At 42.0% G+C, this 13,432-nt stretch carries 12 protein-coding genes; 11 read left to right on the forward strand and 1 reads right to left on the reverse strand.

Translation table 11 applies throughout. The features are described from left to right. Window positions 1-503: 503 nt before the first annotated feature. From katA to rpsN, 11 genes are all read left to right on the forward strand, one after another. A complete protein-coding gene (gene katA / locus ACIQYG_RS05990; protein ID WP_402836229.1) occupies window positions 504-1,958 on the forward strand; it encodes a catalase KatA in 1,455 nt (484 codons plus the stop codon). A gap of 591 nt (window positions 1,959-2,549) precedes the next feature. Continuing rightward, window positions 2,550-3,743, forward strand: a complete 1,194-nt coding sequence (locus tag ACIQYG_RS05995; protein ID WP_402836231.1) for a M14 family metallopeptidase — start codon at window positions 2,550-2,552, stop codon at window positions 3,741-3,743. Between the two features lie 630 nt (window positions 3,744-4,373). Further along, entirely contained in the window at window positions 4,374-5,534 is a 1,161-nt protein-coding gene (gene purT / locus ACIQYG_RS06000) for a phosphoribosylglycinamide formyltransferase 2 (RefSeq protein WP_402836233.1), read from the forward strand. A 336-nt stretch (window positions 5,535-5,870) separates the two neighbouring features. After that, entirely contained in the window at window positions 5,871-6,542 is a 672-nt protein-coding gene (locus ACIQYG_RS06005) for a DUF4352 domain-containing protein (protein ID WP_402836235.1), read from the forward strand. A 103-nt stretch (window positions 6,543-6,645) separates the two neighbouring features. Beyond that, complete coding sequence (locus tag ACIQYG_RS06010) at window positions 6,646-6,798, forward strand: YpzG family protein (protein WP_072272311.1); 153 nt, start codon at window positions 6,646-6,648, stop codon at window positions 6,796-6,798. Between the two features lie 203 nt (window positions 6,799-7,001). Then, the gene (locus ACIQYG_RS06015; RefSeq protein WP_402836360.1) at window positions 7,002-7,382 is read left to right on the forward strand and encodes a nucleotide excision repair endonuclease; all 381 of its coding nucleotides are present in this window, start codon (window positions 7,002-7,004) and stop codon (window positions 7,380-7,382) included. 152 nt (window positions 7,383-7,534) lie between these two features. Continuing rightward, the gene (locus ACIQYG_RS06020) at window positions 7,535-7,705 is read left to right on the forward strand and encodes a hypothetical protein (protein WP_153246133.1); all 171 of its coding nucleotides are present in this window, start codon (window positions 7,535-7,537) and stop codon (window positions 7,703-7,705) included. Between the two features lie 388 nt (window positions 7,706-8,093). Next, on the forward strand, window positions 8,094-9,287 hold the full coding sequence (locus tag ACIQYG_RS06025) for a GTP-binding protein (RefSeq protein WP_402836238.1): 1,194 nt from the start codon (window positions 8,094-8,096) through the stop codon (window positions 9,285-9,287). Between the two features lie 21 nt (window positions 9,288-9,308). Beyond that, window positions 9,309-9,458 carry a 50S ribosomal protein L33 gene (rpmG, locus tag ACIQYG_RS06030; protein WP_034310390.1) on the forward strand — a complete coding sequence of 50 codons (150 nt, stop codon included), beginning with the start codon at window positions 9,309-9,311 and terminating at the stop codon, window positions 9,456-9,458. A gap of 66 nt (window positions 9,459-9,524) precedes the next feature. Continuing rightward, entirely contained in the window at window positions 9,525-10,694 is a 1,170-nt protein-coding gene (locus tag ACIQYG_RS06035; protein ID WP_402836241.1) for an NAD(P)-binding domain-containing protein, read from the forward strand. A gap of 36 nt (window positions 10,695-10,730) precedes the next feature. Continuing rightward, window positions 10,731-11,000 carry a 30S ribosomal protein S14 gene (gene rpsN, locus ACIQYG_RS06040; RefSeq protein ID WP_144478004.1) on the forward strand — a complete coding sequence of 90 codons (270 nt, stop codon included), beginning with the start codon at window positions 10,731-10,733 and terminating at the stop codon, window positions 10,998-11,000. A 670-nt stretch (window positions 11,001-11,670) separates the two neighbouring features. Here the strand turns inward: rpsN and ACIQYG_RS06045 are convergent. Then, window positions 11,671-13,314, reverse strand: a complete 1,644-nt coding sequence (locus ACIQYG_RS06045; RefSeq protein WP_402836362.1) for an alkaline phosphatase — start codon at window positions 13,312-13,314, stop codon at window positions 11,671-11,673. Window positions 13,315-13,432: the final 118 nt, after the last annotated feature.

The raw sequence follows: 13,432 nt of genomic DNA on the forward strand, positions 1-13,432 counted from the left end.
GCCTTTTGTTTCAGCCAATTCAGGATGGAGTTCTGTTAAAGATGGGGGTCACAAAAGCAATGAAAAGTAAGTTCCCATGCATCCTGCTATTCGTCATGTGAATAAAGGCTGACGAAGTGAACAAAGTCACAGGAAAACACTTCGGATTGTTATAAGATGAATAGAAGGAAAGAATTGAAGTAGCGCAAAGTATCTATGAATATTCGTGATCATTCTCGATTGCTATTCCATTGGTAGGAGAAATGATAAAATCACTCGTCATGAAGGAAAATCGCCTATAAGGGTCGTATACCATTATTAGGAATTCAATTATGTAAATATGTTGTCCCGTCAGCGTTTATTTCTTTCGTATTATCCATATTTTGGGTGTTTGTGAAGTTATATCATAAACGGATCAATAATGAATTGATTATTATATTAAAATTATTATAAATAAGTATTGATTTTTTTCTGAGAAGCTTTATCATTATATATATAAATAATAATGAAAAGGTGGTTCAATTATGTCGAATAAGAAAAACCTTACAACAAGCTGGGGAGCACCAGTTGGAGATAATCAAAACTCGATCACTGCCGGCGAACGCGGCCCTGTGCTCATTCAAGATGTACACTTATTGGAAAAGCTAGCCCACTTCAACCGTGAACGTGTGCCTGAACGTGTGGTTCATGCGAAGGGTGCCGGTGCATACGGTACTTTCGAAGTAACGAACGACCTTTCTCAGTACACGAAAGCTAAACTTTTCAATGGCGTGGGCAAGAAGACAGATCTGTTTATCCGTTTCTCCACTGTTGCAGGTGAATTGGGTTCTGCAGATACAGTCCGTGACCCGCGTGGATTTGCTGTTAAATTCTACACGGAAGAAGGAAACTATGATATCGTCGGTAATAATACGCCTGTATTCTTTATTCGCGATGCGATTAAATTCCCCGACTTCATCCATACACAAAAAAGAGATCCTAAAACGCATTTGAAAAACCCTACGGCTGTTTGGGATTTCTGGTCACATTCACCGGAATCTCTGCACCAAGTGACGATCCTGATGTCCGACCGGGGCATTCCTGCTACACTTCGTCATACACATGGTTTCGGAAGCCACACATTTAAATGGGTGAATGCTGAAGGAAAAGGCGTTTGGGTGAAATACCACTTCAAAACAGAACAGGGCATCAAAAACCTTGATGTGGATCTAGCTGCAAAACTAGCAGGTGAAAATCCTGATTACCATACGGAAGATCTTTTCAATGCCATTGAAAAAGGGGACTTCCCTGCATGGAAATTATATGTTCAGATCATGCCTCTGGAAGATGCGGATACATACCGTTTCGATCCATTCGATGTGACGAAGGTATGGTCTCAAAAAGATTATCCGCTGATTGAGCTTGGCCGTATGGTATTGAACAGAAATCCTGAAAACTACTTTGCTGAAGTAGAGCAAGCCACATTCTCACCTGGAACATTCGTACCGGGAATTGAGGCTTCCCCGGACAAGATGCTACAAGGACGTCTATTCGCATACGGAGATGCACACCGTTACCGTGTGGGCTCGAATCATAACCAGCTTCCGGTTAACCGTCCGAAAGTGGAAGCGAACAACTATCAGCGTGATGGATTCATGCGTGCAGATGACAATGGCAAGGGATCTGTTTATTATGAGCCAAATAGTTTTGGCGGCCCTGCCGAATCAACGGAAAATAAAGTCACTCCTTTCGAGGTGACTGGGCAAGCTGCACAAGTTGGTCATAATAGTGATGACCACTACACTCAAGCAGGTGACTTATACCGTCTATTGAGTGCCGAAGAGAAAACTCGCCTTGTTGACACGATCGTGGGCGCAATGAAACCTGTGGAATTAGAGGAAATCAAGCTTCGTCAAATCGGTCATTTCTACAAAGCCGATCCGGAATACGGAACGCGCATAGCCGAAGGTTTAGGCTTATCTGTACCGCAAGAAGTGTAAAATATGGTATCCCGATCTAGTAAATGCAAACAGGCATCCATTCATGAATGGATGCCTGTTTTGTTTATGCAGGGCGCCGTTTTTAAATGACACCCGACAAGTTCGGTAAGAATATATAGTTATAAATGTTTTCAGGGAAAGTTTTGCAGTCAGATTAAATGGGGACCAGTTAAGATTAACGCTGGTATTAATGAATAGTAAAAAGGTTCGGGTGTTAGTGGGCAGTCCAATTTACCAAAAACCACATATTTTACAAAAGTTCCTGCTTTCACTCAAACGGTTGGATGCGGAGGGTAAGGAACTTGCCTATCTCTTCCGCAGAATTGCGGTAGATTTGCAGAAAATGTCTTTGAATTGCCACACAAGTTATCCGATATACGCTTGAAGCATCTGGGCTGGGTCAAAAAGGAAGATCGGATGGGGGAATTCAAAAGATATCGGGAATTAGACCCTGATGGTACGTATGGAAGTACTGAGCAATATCTAAGCATTCTGGATGATGCCCCCAATTTGGTTCGTTTTGAGGAGTGACCTTTGCGTTGGAAATAATTAAATCGAGTCAGCATACATTTGGTTAAGAGGAGGTGCAGTATGGACGTTTTTGTGCGGCAAAATGATTCCTTGTGGTATTATAGCCAATTATTCAAGGTGAATTACCAACTTATCATTGATTCCAATAGTGGGATTGATCCACTTGCACTTATGATTGGCCAACAAATCAAAATTCCTGGCTTTACGACGACCGGCTATAGTATTAAGCAAGGTGATTCGTTATGGGCAATTGCCAGGTCACGCAATCTTTCATTGGATGCACTATTTTTAGTTAATCCCAATCTCAACCCGAATGCCCTGCAAGTTGGTCAGATAATTTCTGTGCCATTAAGGATTACGTGGAGGCTAATTCAAGGAAATCGGGAATATGATTATGAGACGATGATGACCGATGTTAGACGTTTGAAAACAATCTATCCATTTATAAAAACCTCCCCCATCGGGGACTCGGTGCTTGAAAGGGATATCCCCGAGGTTCTGATTGGAAATGGCAACAAACGAGTTCACTATAATGGTTCCTTTCATGCGAATGAGTGGATAACGACGCCTGTGATCATGACCTTTTTAAATGATTATTTACTCGCAATCACGAATCAGGCTGACATCCGCGGTCTGGCTATGTTTCCTTTTTATCAACAGACGATGCTGTCGATCGTCCCAATGGTGAATCCGGACGGAGTGGAGTTGGTTCTGAAAGGCCCGCCTGCAGATGAGTCATTGAGAGGACGGCTCATCGAATGGAATAATGGCAGCGAAGACTTCTCTGGCTGGAAAGCCAATATTAATGGGGTGGATCTAAATGATCAATTTCCCGCCAAATGGGAACTGGAACAAGCCCGCAATAATGTAACGGAGCCAGGTCCGGCAAATTATCCAGGGGAAGGGCCGCTTACACAGCCAGAGGCTATTGCAATGTCAGAGTTGACAAAAAGGGGTGATTTTGGTAAAGTCCTTGCGTTCCACACCCAAGGGGAGGTCATTTATTGGGGGTTTGAAGGTTTGGAACCACCCGAGTCGGAAACGATAGTCAATGAGTTTGCGAGGGTCAGTGGATATGAGCCTGTCAAATCCGCCGGTAGTTACGCAGGTTATAAGGATTGGTACATTCAGGATTGGCGCAGGCCGGGGTTTACAGTGGAGCTGGGCAAAGGGACGAATCCCCTCCCGATATCACAGTTCGATGAGATATATGAGAAGTCACTTGGAATTTTCTTGGCAGGGTTATATATGTGAAATTTGACCAAATGAAAAAGCTCAACTCCGTTTCCATGGGGTAGAGCTTTTTAGGCTTTTAAACTATTAGACTTGAAACGATGAGGGCTGCTGCAAAAAATAAGTAAAGTTATGCTTTACTTATCGATTGCATGATAAACTCGCTTTTTAGCCTGAAATTAACGGACATTTTCCATGTCCCAGTGATATTGCAGCCCCTACCAAAAGGAATTCTAATAGTTTTACGGTAAAGAAGTTTAACTTCTTTAGCGCTAGTATCGGCCCCGCCTACGCCAGATACTGTGACGGCCACGCATGCCATCCAACCTAATTCCATTATAATAGAAAGCGCTTACATTTTCAAAAATAATCGTAATGCAAATTTCGACATTCGCTTCATGCTCTCCTTTTCAGCAGAAGGTAATGGGGATTATCGATTCTTTCCAAGATGTATTTCCTCCGTCATAAATGCTGAATGGGGAGGCTCCAGTGAACTGGTCTCTTTACGAGATGGCTTGTGAAAAAACTTAAATGGATAGGTTTATTTATATATATCGATATAATTATAAGTGCAAATACGAATAAGTATTTATGTTTATTCGTTTATAGTTCGTATATAATGATTTTGAAGTATTAAGGAGGAGAGACTGAATGTATAAATCGAAAAAGATTTTATTATTGGGCTCGGGTGAATTGGGGAAAGAGGTCATACTTGAAGCTCAGCGACTTGGTGTGGAGACCGTTGCTGTAGACCGCTATGAACATGCCCCTGCCATGCAAGTCGCTCATCGCAGTTATGTGATCGATATGCTGGATGCGGAACAACTAAGGGGAGTTGTAGAGAAAGAACGACCCGATTTGATTGTACCGGAAATCGAAGCCATCGCCACATCCGAATTAGTCAAGTTGGAAGAGGAAGGCTTTCATGTCATTCCTACGGCAAGAGCGGCTAAATTGACTATGGATCGTGAAGGAATCAGGAGGTTGGCTTCTGAAACTCTGGAGATTCCGACAGCAGCCTACAAATTCGCAAATACTTATGAAGAATTTGTCCAAGCTGCCAAGGAAGTTGGTTTTCCCAATGTAGTCAAACCGCTGATGAGTTCTTCCGGTAAAGGGCAAAGTGTGTGCCGCACGGAAGATGACCTGGAGGATTGCTGGAAAATCGCGATGGAAGGAGGCCGGGTTCAAAATGGACGGGTGATCATTGAAGAATTTATCCGTTTTGATTCGGAAATCACGCTGCTTACTGTCCGGACTGTAAATGGTACCATGTTTTGTGCCCCCATCGGTCACATTCAGCAGGGCGGGGATTATATTGAATCCTGGCAGCCGCATAAAATGACAGAAGCGCAAATAATGGAAGCGAAAAGAATTGCACATGCCATTACGGATGAACTTGGCGGGTATGGATTATTCGGGGTAGAGCTTTTCCTCTCAGGGGATAAAGTCTATTTCAGTGAAGTTTCCCCACGTCCGCATGATACGGGGTTAGTGACATTGGTGACACAGAATTTGTCCGAGTTTGCCCTTCATATCAGGGCGATTCTAGGATTCCCCATCCCGGAAATCAAGCTGATCAGCCCGGGTGCCAGCCGTCCATTAAAAGCGCAAGATGAGTTATCGGAATATTCAATAGTCGGTGTTGAACAGGCCTTGGCTTTACCTAATACACAAGTGCGCCTTTTCGGAAAACCTGTTACAAAGGCAGGTAGAAGGGTTGCGGTCGCCCTGTCGTCTGCCGATTCAATCGAGGTGGCGAGAGTGAATGCGGCCCGTGCCTTGGAATGCTTAGTTGTAGAGAAAGAATAGTGAAAAAAGCGTTCTTTGAATGGAGCGCTTCAGTTTGTCGGCGAAAAGGGGGGAAAGTGAGCGGGTTTCTTAAATCAACTGGAACATGATCTCCACTCCAGGTACTCGCTTTCCGCGGACGGTCCGCCCGCGGCGCCATTGCGCCTGTGGGATCTCCCTTGGACACGTTTTTTCCCGCAGGAGTCTCGTACCTTCCGTTCCAATCAACTGGGGTTTTTAAAGTGAAACTGTAGGCTGGTCTCATCCCGAACGGTTTAAGAATAGTTTATACTTCATGATTTTTCCTGCAGAATAACTGGCTAGCAGAGACTCCGCTAGATGCTTGTGGCAGGAGGCTTGACAGTCAGTCGCGAAAAAAAGCGGATTTCCGAAAAAAATGTAACGTTTTTCAAAGAAAACTGTAGGTATCGAATTTGTCTGCAGTCTGCCCTGAAGCATCCTGATTGGATGCTTTATTTTATTTATTTAAAACACTTTCAAACTCCTAACAAATCACCCGATTTGAATCCACAGCTTCCTGATGATATAAACTTGAACCAGATTGGACAGAACGTTTCCGATGCCAAAGGCGAATTAACTTTGAAGGCCTATAAAAAGGTGAATGAAACGTTGAATGTTGGTCCGATCGAGGTTAAGGTCAAAGAAATGAAAGTGATGCATGCCACTCCGGATTACAGCATGATCGATTTCTTCCACGGCTATACGCATGATGAAGATTTCGATATCGTAAAAGTGAACGTGGAAATTAAAAACAATACGGATAAAAAAGTTAAGTTTTCGCCAGTTGCTTTCCTTGAAACGGACAGAGGGGAACATCTGACATGGGAAGATGAGATCTACTTGGAAGAACTTACTGGTGAAATAGAAGGAAACGGTTCAAAAAGCGGAAACATTGGTTTCATTCTAAATGATGGAAACATAAAAGGCATATCCGTCATGACAAGTGATGCGGTGGATGAATCAGGGGAAGTGCTTGCAAAAGGCAAGCCAGCCGAATTCGCTTTTTAAAGGATATGTATAAATGTCTTGGAAAAATAAAATACTAGAACAAGTGATGGGGATTACTATCACTGAACGGAATATCCAAATCCTAATGATGAGGTGACACAGAATGAGCTATAAAGATCAATTAGATCCACATTCTCAAAAGTTTCACCATAATTGGACAAGACCTAAGCGTTCAAAATCTCAAGTTAATGGGCATACGCAAGAATCGCAAACAAACATTATACTAAGAAGCAATGCAAAGGCTCACAGGTGGTAACGGATATTTCCGATAAAGAAGGAGGCTCCCAGCGAGTCTTCTTCTTTATATTTAGAATCAATCTTAAACCGATCAAGGCATACATGGCTTTTCACTCATAATTATGATACCATTTACCTTTAAGATTATAGTGATTGGCTTGGCGTGAAACCGGTATTTTGATTCCGATTGAAAGTTTCACCTTATACAAATAGAGGACGTGAATTGTAATGATCAAAATTGAAATCCCTGAAGCGGATATAAGCATCAAACAAAGAAAGCAAGTTATAGAAGGAGACGAACCTGTCATTCCTGAAATTTACGGGTTTATCGATTTTCATTTGATTCCCCGTGATAAAGCCGGCATCATCTTGTTTTACAATGAAAACGATGAGCTGATTTTTGTCGGTAAAGCCCGTAAATTAAGACCAAGGGTCAAGAAGCATTTCGAGGATAATGTATCTCCGATTAAAGAGCATCGTAATGAAGTCAAGAAAATTGACATTCTTTTAGTTGAAGATGCTATGGAACGTGAAATCTATGAAACGTACATGATCAATAAACTTCATGCTAAATACAACGTCGACAAAGTGTTTTATAAATAAGAAACACCTTAAAAGCTGACTGCATATGCACTCAGCTTTTTTGTGTTTACATATGTATAAAAATAATTTCGTACATTTACAGAAGCTACATGTTAGGTTAACAATGTTGGTTTATATTTAGAGTATTCCAATACATTCTCAGGAGGAAGCTATTGAAGAAAATACTTTGTAAAAAGGTGTTGGTTATCTCGATCGGGACAGTGATTGCCTTTGGGAATTTAACGTGGTCCGTATCACAAGCTTCTAAACTGGCGAAACAGAGAGAGATTGAAACTTTTGAACAAAAGACAGTAACATCTTCAGGGTGGGAAATGGCGGAATAAGCCAATAATTTTTTTCTCTATTTGCAACAAAGAAAAAGAAAAATGTATTGGATGATGATCAGCTGCTTGTAAATATAGAAGTACATTAAATGATAAACCTGCAATGGAGGTTCCATACACATGATGTGATGTGTGATTGGGCTTCCATTTAATTTTTGTTGATTTAAGTTTTATGTCAGCACCTTTCATTTATCAGTGTGTCGGATCAAGCGTGATTACGTTGGTTCAGGAGAAGTATTCGCAGGCAATTTTGAAAAAAACTTGCAAATAGTAATGATTACGTTTTATTATTAAAGAGTGTTTTTACATGGGAGATGACTTCGACATTTAAATCGTAATGATTTTGATTTACGCGCAGCAAAGAAATCAGGTAAAGGAGTGGTAATGGATGGAGATGAAGAAAATTCCGGTTACGGTATTGAGTGGATACCTTGGTGCGGGAAAGACGACGCTTTTGAATCATATTCTTGAAAATAGGGATGATCTGAAGGTTGCCGTCATCGTTAATGATATGAGTGAAATCAATATTGATGCTTCGCTGGTCAAACAGGGAGGGTTTACCCGGACGGATGAAAAACTGGTGGAAATGCAGAATGGCTGCATTTGCTGTACGCTTCGTGAGGATTTGATGATTGAAGTGGAAAAATTGGCGAAACAACGGGACATTGATTACATCGTGATTGAATCGACTGGGATAAGCGAACCGGTACCTGTAGCCCAAACCTTCTCCTATGTTGATGAAAGCATGGGAATTGATTTATCGGAATATTGCAGGCTTGATACGATGGTTACCGTTGTTGATGGGTATAATTTTTGGCGAGACTTCACTTCCGGAGAAACACTCATTGACAGGATGCAGGCAACTGATGCTGGGGATGGCAGGGAAGTGGTCGATCTATTAATAGATCAGATAGAGTTCGCCAATGTCATCCTGTTAAATAAAATCGATCTTATGGATGCTGACGCCGTTGAGGAATTGAAAGCGGTTCTTCATAAAATGAATGCGGATGCGAGGATCATTGAAACAAACCATTCCAAGGTGCCGCTAAAGGAAGTATTGAATACACATTTATTTGACTTTGAAGAGGCAAGCCAAGGAGCGGGCTGGATAAAGGAATTGAATGAAGAGCATATCCCGGAGACCTTGGAGTATGGGATTTCTTCTTTCGTTTACAGGAGGAAAATACCGTTTCATCCCGAACGGCTGATGGAGTGGTTAGAAAACTGGCCCGTACAAGTGGTGAGGGCGAAGGGCTTCCTTTGGCTGGCATCGAGAAATGATACGGCAGGCCTGCTATCGCAAGCGGGACCGTCATTAACTTTACAAGCAGCCGGTAAATGGATCGCAGCTTACCCTGAGGAAGAACAGCGCCAAATTTTAAAGGAGGCACCTGAATTATTGGAACGGTGGAATGAGGTATACGGTGACAGGATGACGGAGCTGGTGATGATCGGCATTCAAATGAATCAACAGGAAATCGAAAATGAATTAGATCAATGCTTATTGACGGAAATTGAGATGCAGCAGGATTGGTCTCTGTATGAAGATCGATTGCCTGCATTTACTGAAATCGTTCATTAAAAAACTTTAGGAGGAAATAAAATGAGAGTAAACATTACGTTAGCATGCACAGAATCAGGGGACAGAAATTATATCACGACGAAAAACAAGCGGAATAATCCGGACAGGATCGAATTGAAAAAGTACTGCCCGCGATTGAAGAAACACACGCTTCACCGTGAAACGAAGTAATTTTAAGATTTAAATCGTAAAGATTATGATTTATAAGGGAGAATGAATGTAAAAGGAGGGAAGTTCATGTTGGAATGGATCATTATTGGCGGAGGCATTCAAGGTATGACGATGGCTGCATTTTTACTTAAGTCAGGAAAAACGACGGTGGACCAGCTGGCGATTGTGGATAGAAATGAAGAACCATTAGCAAGATGGAAGCATTGTACGGAAGTCATTTCAATGCCATATTTACGTTCTCCATCCGTACACCATCTGGATGTGAATCCCTTCAGCCTGCAGAAGTATGTGGAGAAGGCAGACTGGAAAAATAACTTTTACGGCCAATATAAGCGGCCATCCCTAAAATCGTTCAATGAACATTGTGTTCACTTGGCTGATGATTTATCCATTAAGCAGGCATGGGTGCAAGGGGAAGTCATCTCTGCCTGCAAAACGGGACAGGGCTGGGAAATCCAATTGCAAAACAAGCGACGGCTTGAGGGACAAAAACTTGTGATTTCAATTGGTATTGGCGAACAGCCTTATTGGCCTGAATGGGCACGGCAATTCAAACAAGAGCATGGGGGTCCGATTTACCACATATTTGATGAAAATATTCCGGACCTGACACAATTACAAGGACCCATCACGATCATTGGGGGCGGCATATCTTCTGTCCATCTCGCTTTAAAGCTGAGTGAAATCTATCCCCATGATGTAACGGTTCTGAAGCGGCATCATTTTAGAATTCATGATTTCGACAGTGATCCTGGTTGGTTGGGGCCGAAAAAACAGCGCCCTTTCCGTGCTATATCCAGCTTTCAAAAAAGACGCGAGACCATTATCCAGGCCCGTAATAAGGGATCCATCCCACCTGACTTACATAAGGCGCTGATGAATCAGGTTAAACAGGGATTATTGCGTGTCATGGATGATGAGGTGATAAACGCTGTGTGGAGGGATGGGCATATCAGCCTTATGGATAAAAACGAAAAGGTCATTCAACAAACGGGGACGATCCTTTTAGCGACCGGCTTTAAGTCATCAATGCCAGGGAAGGATTGGCTGATGCCAGTCATCCGGTCGCATGATTTACGCTGCGCGGAATGTGGTTATCCAATCGTATCGCAGTCGTTGCAGTGGGGACCTGGTTTATATGTCACGGGAGCATTGGCTGAACTTGAAATGGGACCGATATCCAGGAATATATCGGGAGCAAGACAGGCAGCGGAACGAATTGTGAATAGTTTATAGATATAAAATCAAGATCTTTAAAAAAGGAGAATTAAAATGGCGAAAAAATCCAAGGTGATAAAAGCGGAAAAACAGTTGGCAATGGTCGAAAAGTATGCAGAACTTAGAAAGGAATTGAAAGAGAAAGGGGATTATGCCGCATTGGCCAAACTCCCTCGTGATTCCTCGCCGACAAGGGTCCATAATCGTTGTGGAGTAACGGGGAGGCCACGTGGATATATGCGCAAATTCAACATGTCGCGTATCGTTTTTAGGGAACTTGCTCATAAAGGGCAGCTGCCGGGTGTCAAAAAGTCAAGCTGGTGAACCGGGGAGTTCTAAATCATTGATAAGAAAAGGAGCCCTTGTTAAACAAGGGCTCCTGAGTTTGTAGACAAAAGGGATTCCATCGGAATTTTTAAACAAAGTTGATTGGAGCGGATGTGCGAGGCTCCTGCTTAGAATAGCGAGTCCCAGGGAGACCCCGCAGGCGCAAAGGCGCCGAGGAGACTCCCGGACCGCCCGCGGAAAGCGAGTGCCTGGAGAGGAAATCAACGTTCATTGTACAAACCATAAAAAAAACTGTGGGCAAACCCGCTTTTCTTCGAGTTTGTCTACAGTCTGAAGGTTCCTATCTAATTTTAGATAAGAACCTTTTTATATGCTTAATTATCTTTAATTTCTTCTTCAATTTCTAAATTCCATTTATCACATGTACTATACAAGATTTCATGTACAAAACTCGAAAAGGAATTTTTATTTTGGTTTATTTCCTGTTCTAATTTTTTGAGATCTTCTTTTAATTTTTAAACTACTTCTTTTTTCTCATCAATAGATATTCATAAATTCTTCTCATAAAAAAATCCTTTCTTCATGTAGAAAGCTAACTTATGGTGTCTGTCAACGTTACCGGACCGTAGGGAGGATAAGGAGTTGATAAACGGTCGGAGCCCTTGTTAAAAACAAGGGCTCCTTCATCATTATAAAGATGTGATGCTTACTTGACTGCCTTTAATGCTTGTTCAGATATATAGAAGTCTTTTCCGTTGTAAACGGTTATGGCATTTATTTCCTTTTGTTTGGTGGATTTAGGAGTCTTGCTGATAACGATATTCTTATTTGCAGGCAACTCTACTTTTTGCTGCCCCTTTTTCGCTACGAAAACTGGGTTATTCGGGTCTGTCACATCAATACGGGTAGAATATCCTTTTTTCTCAAAGGAATTTTTAGCATTCATGTATAGTTTATTCGATAATTTTTGTAAATCAAAGCCCATGAATTCGGCCATTTTTTTAGGGAGATCTGTATTCTCCACTAATCCAGTCGGTTTTGAAGGGCCATAAGAGTATAGGAAAACGTCTTCCCCTGTATGACCGCCGGTTGTAAAGCCAATGTTGGCACGGTTAGCAAGCATCTTTGTCATTTCAGCACCTACGTTTTTGGAAGAGGTAAGTTTTGCTGATTCTTCAGAAGTCAGATCATCAAGTCCATACAGTGCTGCAACTTCTTTTAGATTGGAATGATCTGGTTTCAACTTACTTAAAGCTCCTTCGACTGTCATCTTCGCTTTCTTTAATGGATCGATATAGGCTGAAACGGGTGTTTCTGGGTAGGAGGAGTTCGTGTTTACGTTACCCATTGTAATTCCGCTGTTCCCATGGTCCGTCACTGCAATGACCATCGTGTTTCCGTCATTTTTTGCAAACTTAAGGGCTTCGTTCACGGCATCATCAAAAGATAAAGTATCACTAATCATTCCGATCGTGTCGTTTCCGTGAGCAGCCCAGTCAATCTTGCTTCCTTCGACAAATAAGAAGAAACCATCTTTATCTTTTTTCAAGGTTTTAAGGGCTTTATTGGTCATTTCAGCTAAAGTGGGTTCACTTGGCTTTGTTGTTTTACGATCTAAATCATATGCCAGGGCACTTGGTGCAAAGCTTCCCCAAATTTTATTCGATTTAGAGTTTAACAGCTCGTCACGGGTTTCAACAAAATCATATTTGTCTTTCTCGAGCACTTTCAAAAGGTTTTCACCATCAATTCTTGCATTTGTTGTTTTACCTGGTAAAAGGGATTCTTTGCCCCCTCCCAAAACGACGTCAATCCCCTGATAAACCTGCTGTTCCGCAATATCACCATAATTGCTTCGGTGTGTCACGTGAGCGGAGAAGCCTGCGGGTGTAGCATGCTGGATTTCAGATGTAGAAATGATGCCAGTAGCCTTTCCGGCTTGTTTCGCACCCTCCAAAACGTTAGCGACTGGTTTTTGTGCATTTTTCGGATTAACCGGATCGAGCCCTGGAGAATTAACGATGGATGGCAGGACACCGACAAATTTATCATTTGATTTATTTCCTGTCGCAAGGGCTGTTGCTGCAGGAGCTGAGTCCGTAATGGCCGATTCAGCTGAGTATGTACGCATGCCGCCAGTCAGCATTTCGTCCATGGCTAGATTATCGCCTTTATACCACCTTGAAAGGGTTGTGGCTCCTGTGCTTGTTCCATCCATCACCATCATGATGACGTTTGTTGGTTCTTTTTTCTTGTCTTTTGCCTGAACATCTTCCTTCATTGTTGAAATACCCAGTGATGATATGGCTACTGCGCCCGCTAACGTAATTCCTGCTACCTTTTTGCTCATTTTCCCCAAAATGCATACCTCCAAAAAAATATAATTATTACATCTTAGGATAAATGTAGTATATTAAGAAATTCCTTCATTTAAGTAAAGAAAAGATTTTTATCTGTAAATTTTGTTA

It is taken from the genome of Peribacillus sp. NPDC096622 (assembly GCF_044762665.1).
In the GTDB taxonomy this organism is placed as follows: Bacteria; Bacillota; Bacilli; order Bacillales; family DSM-1321; genus Peribacillus; species Peribacillus frigoritolerans_B.

Bases quoted from the DNA above. Each gene is read 5' to 3' on its own strand.
- ACIQYG_RS06025 (WP_402836238.1), top strand. From the start codon at position 8,094: ATGGAGATGAAGAAAATTCCGGTTACGGTATTGAGTGGATACCTTGGT.
- ACIQYG_RS06010 (WP_072272311.1), top strand. From the start codon at position 6,646: ATGAGCTATAAAGATCAATTAGATCCACATTCTCAAAAGTTTCACCAT.
- ACIQYG_RS06045 (WP_402836362.1), bottom strand. From the start codon at position 13,314: ATGAGCAAAAAGGTAGCAGGAATTACGTTAGCGGGCGCAGTAGCCATA.
- ACIQYG_RS06035 (WP_402836241.1), top strand. From the start codon at position 9,525: ATGTTGGAATGGATCATTATTGGCGGAGGCATTCAAGGTATGACGATG.
- ACIQYG_RS05995 (WP_402836231.1), top strand. From the start codon at position 2,550: ATGGACGTTTTTGTGCGGCAAAATGATTCCTTGTGGTATTATAGCCAA.
- rpmG (WP_034310390.1), top strand. From the start codon at position 9,309: ATGAGAGTAAACATTACGTTAGCATGCACAGAATCAGGGGACAGAAAT.
- katA (WP_402836229.1), top strand. From the start codon at position 504: ATGTCGAATAAGAAAAACCTTACAACAAGCTGGGGAGCACCAGTTGGA.
- purT (WP_402836233.1), top strand. From the start codon at position 4,374: ATGTATAAATCGAAAAAGATTTTATTATTGGGCTCGGGTGAATTGGGG.
- rpsN (WP_144478004.1), top strand. From the start codon at position 10,731: ATGGCGAAAAAATCCAAGGTGATAAAAGCGGAAAAACAGTTGGCAATG.